Annotated in this window: 8 protein-coding genes; all 8 read right to left on the reverse strand. The window is 69.1% G+C overall.

What is annotated here, in order from left to right; all coding sequences use genetic code 11:
* Positions 1-11: 11 nt before the first annotated feature.
* Complete coding sequence (locus EO139_RS08470; protein ID WP_047125417.1) at positions 12-779, reverse strand: RNA polymerase sigma factor FliA; 768 nt, start codon at positions 777-779, stop codon at positions 12-14.
* Positions 776-1,660 (reverse strand): MinD/ParA family protein, encoded by an 885-nt coding sequence (locus EO139_RS08475; protein ID WP_047125416.1) that lies wholly within the window; start codon positions 1,658-1,660, stop codon positions 776-778. Before EO139_RS08475 ends, EO139_RS08470 begins: the two co-directional genes overlap by 4 nt.
* Positions 1,647-3,329 carry a flagellar biosynthesis protein FlhF gene (gene flhF / locus EO139_RS08480; RefSeq protein WP_126970230.1) on the reverse strand — a complete coding sequence of 561 codons (1,683 nt, stop codon included), beginning with the start codon at positions 3,327-3,329 and terminating at the stop codon, positions 1,647-1,649. Before flhF ends, EO139_RS08475 begins: the two co-directional genes overlap by 14 nt.
* 906 nt (positions 3,330-4,235) lie before the next feature.
* Positions 4,236-6,308 carry a flagellar biosynthesis protein FlhA gene (gene flhA / locus EO139_RS08485; protein WP_024937671.1) on the reverse strand — a complete coding sequence of 691 codons (2,073 nt, stop codon included), beginning with the start codon at positions 6,306-6,308 and terminating at the stop codon, positions 4,236-4,238.
* A gap of 17 nt (positions 6,309-6,325) precedes the next feature.
* Entirely contained in the window at positions 6,326-7,456 is a 1,131-nt protein-coding gene (gene flhB / locus EO139_RS08490) for a flagellar biosynthesis protein FlhB (RefSeq protein WP_104585136.1), read from the reverse strand.
* A 369-nt stretch (positions 7,457-7,825) separates the two neighbouring features.
* Complete coding sequence (locus EO139_RS08495) at positions 7,826-9,913, reverse strand: EAL domain-containing protein (RefSeq protein WP_126970232.1); 2,088 nt, start codon at positions 9,911-9,913, stop codon at positions 7,826-7,828.
* Between the two features lie 306 nt (positions 9,914-10,219).
* On the reverse strand, positions 10,220-13,141 hold the full coding sequence (locus tag EO139_RS08500; protein WP_164739792.1) for a ligand-binding sensor domain-containing diguanylate cyclase: 2,922 nt from the start codon (positions 13,139-13,141) through the stop codon (positions 10,220-10,222).
* Between the two features lie 402 nt (positions 13,142-13,543).
* Entirely contained in the window at positions 13,544-16,495 is a 2,952-nt protein-coding gene (locus tag EO139_RS08505; RefSeq protein ID WP_164739793.1) for a ligand-binding sensor domain-containing diguanylate cyclase, read from the reverse strand.
* Positions 16,496-16,497: the final 2 nt, after the last annotated feature.

Consider the following 16,497-nt stretch of genomic DNA (forward strand, 5'->3'; position numbering starts at 1 on the left):
ACGCGAAAAAATCATTCGTCAATTTCGACACCGGCATCGGCCAGTTCGAAGACCTTGAGGCGGCCGCGCAGACGCACCACCGCCTGGCCATGGATCTGGCACACGCGCGATTCGCTGACACCGAGCACGGCGCCGATTTCTTTCAGGTTCAATTCCTGTTCGTAGTACAGCGACAGCACCAGCTGCTCGCGCTCGGGCAACTGGCCGATGGCCTTGCCCAGCTCGCGGCCGAACTCGCCGCGCTCCATCATCTGCTGCGGATTGGGGCCACCCTTGGCGGTGGTGTCCAGCTCGCCGTGATCCTCGATCCGCGACTCCAGGCTCAGCACCTGGCCGCGGGCGGCATCTTCCATCAGACGCAGGTAGTCCGGCAGCGGCATCTCCATCGCGGCGGCCACTTCGGTGGCGGCGGCGGCGCGGCCGGTGTGCTGCTCGATCTTGCGCACGGCCGCGGCGGCATCGCGTGCACGGCGGTGCACCGAGCGCGGCACCCAGTCGCCACGGCGGATCTCGTCGATCATCGAGCCGCGGATGCGGATCGAGGCGTAGGTCTCGAACGAGGCGCCCTGCTCGGAATCGTAACTGCGCGAGGCTTCGATCAGGCCGATCATGCCGGCCTGGATCAGGTCGTCCACTTCCACGCTCGCCGGCAGGCGCGCGGCCAGATGGTGGGCGATGCGGCGCACCAGGTCGGCGTGCTGGGTGACGATGTCGTTGGCGTTGTTGCGCTGCACGGCACGGTACTGCGCGGTGGCCGTGGTTGCGGTAGCGGTGCTCATGCGGCCACTCCCCGTTGGATGATGCGTTCGACGAAGAATTCGACGTTGCCGCGGGACACGGTCGGGGCCTGCCAGCGCGAGGTACGGCGAGCGATTTCTGCAATGGCCTGCGCCGACGGACTGGCGGGGTAGGCCTTGATGACCGGTTGCTGGCGCTGTACCGACAGGCGCAACCAGTCGTCCTGCGGCACGTGGCCGAGGTAGTTCAGCGACACGTCGCCGAGGAATTTTTCGCAGACCCGCGACAGCTTGTCGTACAGCAGGCGGCCTTCGTTGGGGTCGCGCACCATGTTGGCGATGATCTGCAGGCGGTCCACGCCGCGTTCGCGCGAGAGCACCTTGATCAGCGCGTAGGCGTCGGTGATCGAGGCCGGCTCGTCGCAGACCACCACCACGGTGTCCTGGGCGGCCTGGCAGAAGGTCAGCACGCTGTCGGTGATGCCGGCGGCGGTGTCGATGACCATCACGTCCAGGTCGCGCTCCAGTTCGGAGAACACGTTGACCAGGCCGATGTGCTGGGCCGGGGCCAGTTCGGCCATGTGGCGGCGACCGGAGGCGGCCGGGACCACCAGTACGCCGCCGGGACCTTCGATGATCACCTCGTCCAGCGTGCAGCGGCCGGCGATCAGGTCGGCCAGGGTGTACTTGGGCGACAGGCCCAGCACCACGTCCAGGTTGGCCAGGCCCAGGTCGGCGTCCAGCAGCAGGGTGCGCTTGCCCATGTCGGCCAGCGCCACGGCCAGGTTGGCGGAGATGTTGGTTTTGCCCACGCCGCCCTTGCCACCGGTCACGGCAATGGTGCGCACCGGGCCCAAAGGCTCGGGACGGGTCGCCGACAGGGGGAAGGCGTTGGTCAGCTTGGCGTATTCACGCGACTGCATGGTTGTGCTCCGGAGTACAGGGCTTATCGGCAGCGCGCCGCAAATCTTCAAGGCGAAGAACGAGACTGGCGGCATTGGCGCGGTGCAGGTCGTCGGGGACCCGCTGTCCGTCAGTCACCCAGGTGATGGGCATTTGGTGATCGACGACGACCGACAGCGCACTACCGAAGCGGCCGGTCTCGTCAAGTTTGGTCAGCACCACGCCCTGGGGCTTGGCGTGGGCGAAGCGGCGCACGACCTCGTCGAGGTCGGAAAAGTGCGCGTTGGCAGGCAGCACCAGCAGCGAGGTGACCTGGTGCGCGGCGCGCAGCCAGTTCAGCTGTGCGGCCAGGGCGCGGTCGCGCTGGCCCATGCCGGCGGTGTCGATCAGCACCAGCTTGTAGTCGCGCAGGCGCTCGAGCAGTTCCAGCAGGCTCTCGGCGCTGTCGGCTTCGTGCACGGCGATGCCGAGCTGACGGCCGTAGCTGTGCAGCTGCTCGCGGCCGCCGACGCGCTGGGTGTCGGTGGTGACCAGGGCCACGTCGCGCGGGGCGTGCTGGGCGGCGAAGCGCTGCGCCAGCTTGGCGATGGTGGTGGTCTTGCCGGCACCGGTCGGGCCGACCAGGGCGATCACACCGCCGCGTTCCAGCGGGTCGACCGGGGCCACCGGCAGGCGCTTGGACAGCAGGCCAAGCATCAGCCCGCGGCCGCGGTGCAATTCGGTATCGGCCGGGATCTGCAGCGCCACATCGCGGATGAGTCCGGCGTCGAAGCCATAGTCGTCCATCAGCTCCAGGGCCTGCGCACGCACCGGTGAGCCGCGCAGGCGCTCGTCGGTGAGGCGGTTCATTTCGCGCTCGATCATCTGCCGCATCAGCGCCAGCTCGCCGCGCAACTGCTTGAGTTCTTCGTCGTTCTGCGGCGCCGGGACGGCGGCGGCCGGCACCGCGGCCAGCGCCGGCGGGGCGGCCACCAGCGGCGGCAACGCGGCCGGCGGCAGGATCTGCGGCAGCGCGTCCAGGTCGAAGTCGGCGTCGTCGGCCAGCGCGTCTTCGTCCTGGTCGTAGCCGGCCTGCACAGGGGCCGCGGCGGCGGCCATGATCGGGGTCGGCGCCTGCACCGGGGCGGCCTGCACGGCGGTGCGCTGCACCGGGGCGGTGGTCAGGAAGTCGGCGAACAGTTGTTCCGGCACCGCCGACAACGCGTGTTCCTGGCGCGGCGCGGCGGACACCGCAACGGCGCGGGCCAGGGCCTGGGCGGCGGGCGAGGGGACGGCGGCGGTACGGACCGGTGCGGCGACCGGGGCCTGACGCGGCACGTTGACCGGCTGGCGCAGCGCCATCGCGGCGATCATGTCTTCGGCGGCGCTGGCAACGCGCTGGCGCTGGCTCGTACCGGTATCGGCGGCCGGCGTGAGCGGTGCGTGGACCGGCGCGGCCGCGGCTTGCGGGGCCGGGGGCTGCTGGGCAGGTGCCGACGGGATCGGCGCGGCGGCAACCGCCGGCGTCTCGGAGCGCGCGGTTTCCAGGGCGCGCTGCACGAGTTCTTCGTCGTAGTTGCTGGCAGCGACGATCTCGATGCCTTCGGCGGTACGGCGATTGGACAGGATCACTGCGTCCGGGCCGTGTTCTTCACGCACCATGCGGAATGCGGTGCGCATGTCCGGGGCAACGAAGCGTTTGATTTTCATGCCAAGTGCCTCCAGGAACGGGACCCGCCGGACGCCGGACGAGTGCGCGATGAATGTGGGTGCGTTGCCAGCGTCATGAGGTGCCTGTCCCGTTCGGTTGTTCCAAGTGCTGCTCTCGCCCCGCAGCGGTGACGCTGGCTGCGGTCTCGCCAGAGCTAATGCACGCGGCGTGCCAAAACACGGTGCCAGGGTTCCGGCGCGGGACCCCTGGCCAGTCGGGGTGGGGCGGCGGCTGTGCGCCTGGTCCGGGTTGGGAGGTTCAAGTCAATGGATTGATTGACTTTTCTCCGGGCCGGCACGGTGTTGGCAATGCCCGTGCGGGCGGATGCGCTGGCGGTGCGGGCGCCGGGATTGCTGTGCCCGGAACGTCTCGACACGGCCGGCGGCGTGCAATCGATTGGATGGCCGGACTGGTGGCGGCTTTCCGACGCCGGATGTGGCGGTCGGTCTGAACGCGGTGCCGGTCGGCGTGGTGGAGGCACAACGGCCTGACGATTTCGTAGGAGAGCACCCGGGCGCGACGGGCTGTCCCGGTAACGCCGGTCGCGCCCAGGTGCGCTCCTACAGGGGTGTCCTGGTTTGCGGCGTGCCGTCGGCTACCCGGCGCGTCGTAGGAGAGCACCCGGGCGCGACGGGGCTGTCCCGGTAAGGCCCGTCGCGCCCAGGTGCGCTCCTACAGGGGTGTTCTGGTTTGCGGCGTGCCGTCGGATACCCGGCGCGTCGTAGGAGCGCACCCGGGCGCGATGGGGCTGTCCCGGTAACGCCGGTCGCGCCCAGGTGCGCTCCTACAGGGGGTGTTCTGGTTTGCGGCGTGCCGTCGGATTGCCCGGCGCGTCGTAGGAGCGCACCAGGGCGCGATGGGGCTGTCCTGAGAAAGCCCGTCGCGCCCGGGTGCGCTCCTACGCCTCAGCTGATCGTGCCGACCAGCTTCAGGCGCTTGTCTTCGGGCACTTCGCTGTAGGCCAGCACCGACAGGCTCGGGACGCTGTGGCGGACCAGGCGGGCCAGCGCGGCGCGGACCTGGCCGGGCACCAGCACCACCGCCGGTTCGTTGCGGGCTTCTTGCTTGCCGACACAGTCGGCCAGGCTCTGGTGCAGGCGCTCGGCCAGGCCGGGTTCCAGCGCCACGCCGTTGCCGTGGGTGGATTCCTGCAGCACGCGCTCCAGCTGCGGGGCCAGCGTATAGACCGGCAGCTCGGCCGACATGCCGGCGATCTCCTGCACGATGAAGCGGCCCAGCGAGGTGCGTACTGCGGCGGTGAGCGTGGTGGGGTCCTGGCTGTGCGGGGCGTGCTCGACCAGCGCTTCGACGATCTTGCGCAGCTGGCGCACCGGGATGCGCTCGATCAGCAGGTTCTGCAGCACGCGCACCACCACCGACAGCGGCAGCGCCTTCGGCGTGAGGTCCTCGACCATCTTCGGCGCGGTCTTGGCCAGGGTCGCCAGCAACTGCTGCACTTCCTCGTGGCCGAGCAGTTCCGGGGCATGTTCGCGGATCAGGTGCGACAGATGGGTGGCGACCACGGTGGCCGGGTCGACCACCGTGTAGCCCATCGATTCGGCATAGGCGCGTTGATGCGGCTGGATCCAGGTGGCATCCAGACCGAACGCCGGGTCCTTGCCGGGAATGCCGTCGAGCTGGCCGAGCGCACCGCCCGGGTCCAGCGCCAGTTCGCGATCGGGATAGATTTCCGCGGTGGCCACCGGCACCCCGTGTACCAGCAACCGGTAGGCGTTGGCCGACAGCTCCAGGTTGTCGCGGATATGCACCGGCGGCACCAGGAAGCCGATGTCCTGGGTGAGCTTGCGGCGCACGCCCTTGATGCGCGCCATCAGTTCGCCGCCCTGGTTCTTGTCCACCAGCGGAATCAGCCGGTAGCCCACTTCCAGGCCCAGCGGGTCGATCGGGCGCAGCTCGTCCCAGCTCAGCTCGGAGCTGGCCTGGGCGGCGGTGGCCGCCGCGGCGGCCTTGGGGTCGGTGGCCGGGTCGCCGGTCGGCGGGATGACCAGGCTGCGCTTGTACATTTTCCAGGCGATCACGCCCAGGATCAGGCCCAGCGTCAAAAACGCGACGTTGGGCATGCCGGGCACCAGGCCGACCAGGCCCAGGATGGCCGCGGCCACCGCGAGGGCGCGGTGCTGGCCGAACACCTGGCTGATCATGGCGCCGCGCATGTCCTGCGCGCGCGAGGCGCGGGTCACCAGCAGGGCCACCGAGGACGACACCAGCAGGGCCGGCAGCTGTGCCACCAGGCCGTCGCCGATCGACAGCAGGGTGTAGGTGGAGGCGGCATCCACAAAGCTCATGCCGTGCTGGAACATGCCCACCGCCATGCCGCCGACCAGGTTGATGAACAGGATCAGGATGGCGGCGATGGCGTCGCCGCGGATGAACTTGTTGGCACCGTCCATCGCACCGTAGAAGTCGGCTTCCTCGCGGACTTCCTCGCGGCGGGCCTTGGCTTCCTCGCGCGTCAGCAAACCGGCGTTGAGGTCGGCGTCGATGGCCATCTGCTTGCCGGGCATGGCGTCCAGGATGAAGCGCGCGGTCACTTCCGACACGCGCCCGGCACCCTTGGTGATGACCACGAAGTTGATGATGGTCAGGATCGCGAACACCACGATGCCCACGGCGTAGTTGCCGCCGATGACGAACTGGCCGAACGCCTCGATCACCTTGCCGGCCGCGGCATGGCCGTCCTGGCCGTTGATCAGGATCACGCGGCTGGAGGCCACATTCAGCGCCAGCCGCAGCATCGTGGTCATCAACAACACGATCGGGAAAATGGTGAATTCCAGCGGGCGCTGCACGTACACCACCGCCAGCAGCACCATCAGCGAGATGGCGATGTTGAAGGTGAACAGGGCATCCAGCACCGGTGCGGCCAGCGGCACCATCAGCATGGCCAGCATGGCCATCAGGGCCAGTGGCGCGCCCAGGCCGTTGCGCAGCAACTCCATGATGCGCCGGGCGTTCATCGGGGCGGGTTGGGCGCTCATGCGCTGGCTCCCTTGCCGAACTCATCCACGTCCAGCGACGGCAATTCCGGCATCGGGCCGCCGTTCCAGCCACGCAGCTGGTAGACGTAGGACAGCACCTGGGCCACGACCGAATAGAGTCTCACGGGAATTTCCTTGCCAATTTGCGCTTCTCTATACAAGGCGCGTGCCAAAGGCGGGGCGGTGACGATCGCCACCCGGTGCTGTTCGCAGGCTTCGCGGATGCGGAAGGCCATTTCGTCCACGCCCTTGGCCACCACGATCGGCGCGCGCATCTTGCCGCCTTCGTACTTGAGCGCCACCGCATAGTGGGTCGGATTCATCAGCACCACGTCGGCCTTGGGCACCGCTTCCATCATCTGGCGCTGCGACATCTGCATCTGCATCTGGCGGATGCGGCCCTTGACCTCCGGGCTGCCCTCGCTTTCCTTCATCTCGCGCTTGATCTCTTCGCGGGTCATCTTGAGCTTCCGCAGCCAGTTCCACTTCTGGTACGGGGCGTCGATGGCGGCCAGCAGCACCAGCGCGCCTGCGGTGTAGAACAGCAGGCTCTTGGTGAAGTCCAGGCCGTTGCCCACGGCCTGTTCCAGCGGCTGGTTCACCAGCGAGCGCAGGCCGTGCAGGCCCTTGGAGATGCACAGGCTGGCGGCCAGGCCGACGAACAGCAGCCGCAGCACCGACTTGACCAGCTCGGCCAGGCTGTTGCTGCCCCACATGCGCTTGATCCCGTTGGCCGGGTTGAGCTTGGTGAGGTCGGGCATGATCGCCTTGCCGGAAAACCGCAGCCCGCTCATCAGCAACGGGCCGGCCAGGCCGGCGGCCAGGCAGATGCCGATCAGCGGCAGCATCACCCACAGCAGTTGCAGCAGCAGGTCACCGAAATGGCCGAACAGCGCCATCGGGTTTTCACGCATCTTCGGGTCCGGGCTGAGCGCAGTCTTCATCCACACGCTGGCGCCATCGCCGATGCCGCGGGCCAGGGCCATCAGCGCGAATACGCCGGCGCCGAACACCGCAGCGGTGGACAACTCGCGCGATTGCGGGATGTTGCCCTGCTCGCGGGCTTCGCGCAGGCGTTTTTCGGTGGGAAGCTCTGTGCGTTCGCCGCCGTCTTCGGACTCGGACATGGAGATGCCGGTGGGGGATCAGCCTGGTCTCATGCAAGCTGCGTTCCAGTTGGTGGCCGGGAGTCGGGAATCGGGATTGGGGAATCGGAGAGCGGTGATCGCGTGGAGCCGCTGGCGGGGTGTTGTGGTTGGTGGTGAGCAAGCGCACGCCGGGTTCTGTGGATGGCGCTGCCATCGCGATAGATCGCCCCGCCTGCGCGCCTGCGACAGCTGTTGCAGTTGGAAGGCACGCAGGTCGCCGCGTGCGCGGGGGAAGCCGCAGGCAGGAAATGGGGGCGGCGGACCAAGTGCAGGCTGGTGCTTGGCTTGGTTGGCGGGTCAGAGAGTGATGGCAGATGCCGGGGCGGTGGTCGTTTTGACGCCTTTCGCTTAACCGGTCGGGCGAGTTGCGCCGTCGCGTTGGGCGACCACCACCGCGATGAAGTGCTCGGCGTCCATCGGCCGGCCCAGCAGATAGCCCTGCAGCTGGTCGCAGCCCAGCCGTTCCAGGGTGTTGCGCTGGGCGGCGGTCTCCACGCCCTCGGCCACCACCTGCAGGCGCATGGTGTGGGCCAGTGCCACCACCGCGGCGACGATGGCGATGTCTTCGGGGCCGTTGTCCAGGGCCTGCACGAAGCTGCGGTCGATCTTGAGTTCGTGCGCGGGCAGCTTGCGCAGGTACATCAGGTTGGAATAGCCGGTGCCGAAGTCGTCGATGGCGATGCGCACGCCCAGCGTGTTGAGCTGGCCGAGCGTGCGCAGGCAGGCTTCGGCATCGCGCATGGCCATGCTCTCGGTGATTTCCAGGGTGAGCTGGGCCGGCGGGATCGCATGGTCGGCCAGGGTGGTGGCCACCTCGTCCAGCAGGCTGGGCGAGGCCAGTTGCGTGGCCGACAGGTTGACCGCCACGCGCCAGTGCCCATGTCCGGCCTCGCGCCAGTCACGCATCTGCCGGCAGGCCTGCTGCAGGACCCAGCTGCCGAGCGGGCCGATCATGCCGCTGCGCTCGGCCAGCGGGATGAAGCTGTCCGGCGGCACCAGGCCGCGCTCGGGGTGCTGCCAGCGGATCAGCGCCTCGGCACCGATCGGGCGGCCGTCGTCGGCGCAGTACTTGGGCTGGTAATGCAGGACGAACTGGCCCAGTTCCAGCGCACGCGGCAGATCCTGCAGCAGCTGCAGGCGTTCGCGGGTGGTGCCGGTCATCGAGCGCTCGAAAAAGCTGTAACGGTTGCGCCCGGCCTGCTTGGCGTGACGCATCGCCGCATCGGCATGGGTCATCAACTGGTGCTCGCTGCCGGCATCCTCCGGATACAGCGCAATGCCGACGCTGCTGCTGAGGCGCAATTCCTGGTTGGCGACCAGGAACGGCACCGCCAGTGCCTGCAGCAGATGCGCGGCGATCGCGGCGGCATCCTCGGGGTCGGCGATGGCCGATACCAGCACGAACTCGTCGGCACCCAGCCGCGCCAGGCTGCCATGGGCGCGCCGGTGTGCACGCATGCGCTCGGCCACCGCCACCAGCAACTGGTCGCCGAACGGGTGGCCGTAGCCATCGTTGATCGCCTTGAATCCATCCAGGTTGATCAGCATCACCGCAAAGCGTTGCCCGTCGCGTTGGGCGCGGTCGATGCCCTGCAGCACGTGCTCGTGCAGCAGCACGCGGTTGGGCAGGCGGGTGAGCGGGTCGTACAGGGCCGCCTGCACCAACTCGGCATTGGCCTGTGCCAACGACGCGGAGAGCACGTCGGTGCGTTGCTGGAACCGCCGCGACAGTACCGAGATCACCAACGCCAGCGCCAGCAGCGCCAGCGTGACCAGCACCACCACGGCCGCCAGCCAGGGCAGCGGCAGGTGCGCACCGGCCGCCGCACCGCAGAGGCTGCCGGGCGCGAACCGCGCGGCCGCCATGCCGGTGTAATGCATGCCCACGATCGCCACGCCCATGATCATCGCCGCGATCAGCCGCAGGCTGTAGCGGCGGCCGCCGTGGCGCAGCCGGAAGGCGATCCACAACGCCGCTGCCGAGGCGCCGATGGCGATGAGGATGGACAGCCCGAACAGCAGCGGGTCGTAGCTGATGGCCGGGGACATGCGCAGCGCGCCCATGCCGATGTAGTGCATCAACGCAATGCCCAGCCCCATCAGCACCGCACCCAGGCCCAGCCGCGGCCACGGCAGGTTCGCACGCGAGGTCAACCACAGCGCCAGGGCCGCGGCCAGAATCGCCGCCAGCATCGACCAGGTGGTCAGCGCCAGGTCGTAGCCCAGCGGAATCGGCAGGCGAAACGCCAGCATGCCGACGAAGTGCATCGACCAGATGCCGATGCCCATCGCCACCGCGCCGCCCATCAGCCAGGCCACGGCATCGCTGCCACGACTGGCCGTCACACGTGCGGCCAGATGCAGCGCGGTATAGGAGGCCAGCACGGCCACCACCAGCGACAGCATCACCATGCCAGGGTTGTAGGTTCCGACCACCCATCCACTTCCAGCGCCGAAGGACGCGCTTGCTCAAGCACGTAGCGACCCCGGGCGCCAGTTCTTGAGCGCCTGCGGGCAGCCAGCGGCGATCCAACGCGCATGCGCTGATCGGCCTGGCGCGGGCGGCAGGCGATGCGGTGATGTGGCGCGTCAGCCATGCAGTTTCTGCGCAAGGCGACGATGCTGCCGCACCTGTGATCGGCAGGCGGGTCGGCGTCACTGCACGCGTGGGTGCCGTGTATCGGAAGCAGGATCCGTACCTGGGTGTCGAACCGACCTACGCCCGAGCGGCAACGCGCATGCTCATGCCACCGACGATTCGGGCTCTTCCGGTTCGATGCGATTGCGGCCATGCCGCTTGGCGCGGTACAGCGCTTCGTCGGCACGCGCCAGCAGCGTGGCGGCGTTGTCGCCGCTCCGGAACCAGGCCACGCCCACCGAACAGGTCACCTGCAGCGGCCGGGTGGTGCCGACCTCGTACGGTGCCAGGCTGAGCTTTTCGTGGATGGCGCGCAGCCGGTGCTGGCTGTGCCGCGACATGCCCGGCAGCAGCAACAGCAGTTCCTCGCCGCCATAACGGCCCACCTTGTCCGAGTCACGCAGGCAGCTGCTCAGGCGCGCACCCACCTTGGCCAGCACCGCATCGCCGACCAGGTGCCCGTGCTGGTCGTTGACCAGCTTGAAGTGGTCCAGATCGATCAGCACCACCGCCAGCGGATGGCCGCCGTGCGCGCAGGCCTGCAGTTCTTCGGCCATGGCGTCGAGCACGCCGGAGCGGTTGAGCAGGCCGGTCAGGGCATCGTGGCTGGCCTTCAGGGCCAGCGCTGCGCGCGCGCTTTCCAGGTCGCGTTTTTCGTGTTCCAGCTGGTAGGTGCGCTCGGCCACCAGTTCGGCGAGCATGCGCTCGCGTGCAACCAGATGGCGATGCCGCCAGCGCCACAAGCCGGCCAGCAATGCGCTGCCGATCAGCACATACAACGCGATCGCCGGCGGACTGCGCCACCACAGCGGCGCCACCGCAAACGCCAGCTCGGCGATCGGCGAGGCCGTGCGGCGGTAGCGGTCCAGGACCTGCACCTGCAGGCGGAAATGCCCGGAGGGCAGCGGCGGTTGGTCGATCGACAGGTCCTCGCTCTGGATCCATGCGTCGTGCAGGCCGCGCAGGCGGTAACGCACCGTCAGGCGGCTCGGGTCGTCGTACACCTCCATCGTGGACAGCTCGATATGCAGCGGCTTGTCGCTCCAGCCCAGCAACTGGCCTTGCTGCACCGGTACGCCGCCGCGGCTGACGCTGTCGATGCGCACGCTGGGCTGGCGCGCATCGAACAGCTGCGCCGGATCCAGCAGATGACTCACGCCGCGCGAGGTGCCGATCCAGACCGATCCATCCGGATCCTCGGCGAAGGCCGCTTCGGAGATGTCGTCCCACAGCAGGCCCTGCGACTGCGACAGATGCGCCCAACGCTCCCCGTCGTAGACCTCCACGCCGCGTGCGTGTCCCACCCAGACCCGGCCGAGGCTGTCGCCACGCATCAGGTAGACGCCGACCTCGCGCAGTGCTTCGTCGCTGATCGCCTGCAGGTCCAGCCGGTCGCCCAGCAGCATGCCGTGCCAGAGACCGGGCCGATAGAACGCCAGCCACACCTCGCCGCCATCGCTGATGTGGAACTTGCTGATCCACGGGTCGGACGTGCCGCCGTTGACCAGCACCTCGACCCTGGACCAGCGCGCGCCTTGCAGGCGGAACAGGCCGTTGGCGGTGGACACCCACAGCGTGCCGTTGGCGGTCTGCTGGATGTCGGTGTAGGCGATCGTGGGCATGTCGGCGACCGCTTCCATCGTGCCGCCTTCCAGCGGGCGCCGGATCACGAACAGCCCGCCCGCGCTGAGCATCCACATCCGCCCCTGCCGGTCGATCAGCAGGCGGCGCGCGGTCCGCGGCAGCTTGGCGACCTGTGTACTGTGGCCATCGGGCCAGGTGCGGCGCAAAAAGCCGGCCGAATTGAGCGTCCACAGGCTGCCGTCGGCACTGCGTTGCATGCCAATGATCTGGATCCCGGAGGCCGGCAAGGCCGGGACGAACCGTCCCCCGGGATCGGCCTGGCGGCCGGCACCGTGTTCGTTGCCGACCAGCAGCGCCCCCTGCGCGTCGCGGGCGATCGACCAGGTGGGGGCGGCCGGCATGCCTTGCGAGGCGTCCCAGTTCTCGATCCATTCGTAGCCGGCCCAGCGCACCAGGCCTTCGCCATCGACGGTCATCCAGACATCGCCATCGCGGTCCACCAGGATCGCGTCGCTGCTGCCGGGCGGCAGCCCGTTGCCGGCACCGAAGCTGCGCCAGCGGCCGTTTTCCCAGCGCGCCAGACCGTCGTTGCGGCGGACCAGCACGCGCCCTTCGCGGTCCAGCACCAACGGCGCCTGTCGCCCGATGGTGCTGCCATCGAGCAATGGCAGCGGCCGCACACTGAATCTGCTTGCGCCCGGCGCGCGATACAGCAGGGTGCCGGTGCCACGCACCCACAGTGCGCCGTCATGGTCGCGCAACACGCTGTACCAGCGATCTTCCGGCACGCCCTGGTCCGGCCCGTAGACCTGCACCTTGCGCTGCGCATCGATGGCGCACAGCCGCCTGGCGCAGCCGGCCCACAAGGTGTCGCCTTCCACCGACAGGCTCAGCACCTTGGCCAGTTCGGGCACGCGCACCCGGGTGGCGGTGTCCAGCAACGGTTCGCTATGCCAGCGGCCATTGCCGCGTGCGCTCAACCGCTCCAGCGTGCCGCCATTGGCCAGCACCGTGCCCCAGGAGGGACTGGCCAGCAGCATGTCTTCCTGCAGATGTTCGGCCTCATCGGGGGCCAGCTTGCGGAAGCCGTGCTCGTCGCCGACAAACAGCGCCTGGAAGCCGGCCACCCACAGCCGCCCGTCGGCGGCTTCGCTCATCGAGGCAATCGGTTCGTTGCGCAGGCCATCCAGCTCGACCTGCTGGAAGCTGCGCCCGTTGTAGCGATACAGGCCGCTTTCGGTGCACACCCACAACAGCGTGGTGCGGGTCTGCAGCAGGCAGGTGCCGGCAAGCCCGAGCAGGCCCTGGTCGCGGGCATAGCGACGAATGCTCGCGCTCTGCGCGGCAGCCAGATCGGCCAGCGACAGCAATCCCAGCAGCAGCACCGCCAGCAACGGTGCATACCGGTGTGACGACCTGCATTGGCGGTACTCAGACCCCACGGGCGTTGCACTCTCCCACGCGTCGGCCTGCGTGCTCCGCGCCCTTCGCGCGGGTGTCTCACGCTTGCCATGGGCGGCCCCCATCGTAGGCCGCAGTAAACCGACTAGCGGCTGTTCACGTGTGTTTCTTTAATGCGTGAGCAGGCATGGTGGCGTGATTGCGCAGCGGGCACCGCCATACCAGTGGCCTGTTGTTCCCGAGCCGCGCACTGTCGCTGCAGGCGCGATCACGCAGATTGCTTGATGCCGGTTGCGCAACGGCTGCGTGCTGCCCGCGTCCAGGCCTCCATTGGGCAGCAGACATGGCGTTGTCGGCGATGCGTCGGTAAGGCGCTGCGTGCCCCTGCCGGTTTGCAGATCGCAGCATTGGCGCTGCTTTTCAGCTTGCGTGGCAATGCAGGTTCAGCCGTTGGCCGCCGCGTGGTAGGCCACCTGGTCGTAATCGATGCGGTTGCGTCCACTGCGCTTGGCGCGATAGAGCGCGGCGTCGGCCCGGGCCAGCAGTTGTTCCAGGGTTTCGCCCGGCCGGAACCAGGCCACGCCCACCAAACAGGTCACCGGCAAGACGCCGCCATCGATGGGGTAGTCGCCGCAGATGCCGCGATGCAGCGCCTGCAGGCGATGGCTGGCCTCGGCACCGAGCCCCGGCAGCAGCGCCAGCAATTCCTCGCCGCCGTAGCGGCCGATGCGGTCGTCGCCGCGCACCAGCGTATCCAGGCGCCGGCCGACCTCGGCCAGCACCGCATCCCCGGCCAGGTGGCCATGCAGGTCGTTGACCAGCTTGAAGTGGTCCAGGTCGATCAGTGCCACCGCCAGCGGCTGCGCGCTGGTATCGGCATGGGCCAGCATGCCGCGCAGCGCGTGCAGGATGCCGGCGCGGTTGAGCAACCCGGTCAATTCGTCGTGGGTGGCCTTGAGCGCGAGTTCGGCGCGCGCCGCTTCCAGCTCGCGCTTGTCCTGCTCCAGCTCGGCGGTGCGCTCGGCCACCAGCTGCTCCAGCTCGCGCTTGCGTCGCAGCAGCTTGCGCGTGCGCCAGCGCAGCAACGCGATCACCGCCGCAATGCCCAGCAGCACGTAGCCGGCCATTGCCGGTGCGCCGCGCCACCACGGTGGGCGCAGCACGAAAGGCAGCCGCGCCACCGGGCTGGCGCTGCGCTGGTAGGCATCCAGCGCCTGTACTTCCAGCGTGTAGGCCCCGGGTGGCAGCAGGGGATAGGTGAGGTGGCTCAGCGAGGTCGTGGTCCAGCGCGCCTGGTGGCCCTCCACCCGGTAGCGGAAGCCGATGCGGTCCGGGCCGCCTTCGGCGCCGGGTGCGCTGATGTCCACATCCAGCGGCACCTGCGACCAATCGACCTGTGTCCCTGCGGTGATCGCCTGGTTGCCACGCCGCACGCGCAGGATGTCCGCGCGCAATGGCGGTGCGGCGAACACGCGCAACGGATCGATCAGATGGGTGGCGCCGCGACTGCTGCCGAGCCAGATGCTGCCATCCACGTCCTCGAAGAATGCATTGGCCGACATGTCGTCCCACAGCAGGCCCTCGGTGCGCGTGGCCCGCGACCAGTGGCCGTTTTCCAGCATGTCCAGGCCCTGGCTGCTGCCCAGCCACAGCCGGCCCTTGCGGTCGTGGCGCAGGATGAACGGCATCACCCGCGCCACCAGCGGGTCGTCGACCGCGCGCAGCGCCAGCACGCCATCGGCCTGCAGGCGGCCATGCCACAGCCCGGTATCGCGCAGCGAGATCCACAGCTCGCCATCGGGGGCAAAATCGATCAGGAAGAAATCCTGGCTGGGCAGCGCGCCACGCACCTGCACGCGTTGCCAGGTGCCGTCCGCCCGCCGGTTGTACAGCCCCTCGCGGGTACTGGCCCAGAGCCGGCCCCGGGGATCGAGATCGACATCGCCTATGAACGCAGCCGGCACGCCCGCATCGCGGGTGGCCTGATACGGCGCGCCCGGCGGCATGTGATACAGGCCGCGCGGCGTGGTGATCCACAAGGTGCCGGTGGCGTCGAACAGCAGCTTGTTGATCGGCAGGCCCAGTTGCAGCACGTCGACGGTCCTGCCGCTGTGCGGATCGCGCCGCGCCAGTGCGCCGGATGAGCGCGCCACCCAGGCCGCGCCGTCTGCCGGCGAGAGCGCCATGGAGATCGACTGCAGCAGCGGCTGCCCGTCGTCCAGCGTCCAGGGTTGCATGCGCCCGCTGCGCGGATCCAGCACGTTGGAGCCGGCGTCGCCGCCGACCAGCAGTTCCCCGCTGGGCAGGCGCTGGATCATCCAGGTCGGCGCTTCCGCCAGCCCCTGCTGCTCGTCCCAGTGCTCGATGTTGCCGTAGCCCAGCCAGCGCTGTACGCCCAGGCCGCGGGTGCCGATCCACAGCTGGCCGGTGCTTTGCATCATCAGCGGGCCGACCATCGGGCTGATCGGCAGCCCCTGGTCATGGCCGAAATAACGCCAGTGATCGCCTTCCCAGCGCACCAGGCCGCGATCGGAACGCGTCAGCAGGCGGCCCTGTGCGTCTTCGGACAGGGTGGTGGCCGCCGAGAGCGTGTCGAAGCTGGTGCCTGCCGGTGCCGCATGACTGCGGAATACGCGCTCGCCCGGCGCACGCGCCAGCACCAGGCCACCGCCACGCAGCCACACGGTGCCCTGGTGGTCGCGGAAGATCGCCCGCCACTGCCGCTCCGGCACACCGTCGGCTTGCCCGAGCAGCTCGCTGCGCCCGTTCGCGTCGATCCGGCAGACGTGCTGTCCGCAGCTGGTCCATAGCGCCGTGCCATCGGCCAGCAGTGCCTTGCCGGCGGGCAGGGAGGTGCCATCGGCCAGCTGCAACGGCAGCGGGCGCACCGACCAGCCGCCCGCGCGCTCCGGCGACAGGCGCAGCAAGGCGTTCTCGCTGACCACCACCATGCCGTCGGCGTAGGCGGCCAGCACGTTGCCGCTGTCGGCGCGGATCGGTTTGCCGTCATGCAGGAGTTGCACGAATGCACCGCCGTCGCGGACGAACACGCCGTTGGCACTGGCCACCCAGAGCCGTCCTGCCGCATCCAGCGCCAGTGCACGGATGTAGCGCGCATCCAGGCCGCTTTCCTGGCCGACCGGTATGAAGCTCTCGCGCTCGAAGCGGTGCAGGGCCAGCTCGGTGCCCACCCAGACCACGCCCTGGCGGTCTTCGAGCAGGCTGTTGACGGTCATGCCCTGCAGGCCGTCGGCCTGGGCGTAGTCGCGGAAGCTGTAGGTCTGTGCCTGGGCGTGCCCGCACACCACCAGCCCCAGCATCCAGACGCAGGCCCGGGCCCACCAGTGGCCGCCTCGTGACGCAATCGGAGCGAACAGCGCAGACACGTTGGGCATCG

This window comes from Xanthomonas sp. BRIP62411 (assembly GCF_003993525.1).
Classification (GTDB): domain Bacteria; phylum Pseudomonadota; class Gammaproteobacteria; order Xanthomonadales; family Xanthomonadaceae; genus Xanthomonas; species Xanthomonas euroxanthea.

Excerpts from the sequence above, each read along its gene's own strand:
- EO139_RS08470 (WP_047125417.1), bottom strand. The coding sequence starts at position 779 with ATGAGCACCGCTACCGCAACCACGGCCACCGCGCAGTACCGTGCCGTG.
- EO139_RS08475 (WP_047125416.1), bottom strand. The coding sequence starts at position 1,660 with ATGCAGTCGCGTGAATACGCCAAGCTGACCAACGCCTTCCCCCTGTCG.
- flhF (WP_126970230.1), bottom strand. The coding sequence starts at position 3,329 with ATGAAAATCAAACGCTTCGTTGCCCCGGACATGCGCACCGCATTCCGC.
- flhA (WP_024937671.1), bottom strand. The coding sequence starts at position 6,308 with ATGAACGCCCGGCGCATCATGGAGTTGCTGCGCAACGGCCTGGGCGCG.
- flhB (WP_104585136.1), bottom strand. The coding sequence starts at position 7,456 with ATGTCCGAGTCCGAAGACGGCGGCGAACGCACAGAGCTTCCCACCGAA.
- EO139_RS08505 (WP_164739793.1), bottom strand. The coding sequence starts at position 16,495 with ATGCCCAACGTGTCTGCGCTGTTCGCTCCGATTGCGTCACGAGGCGGC.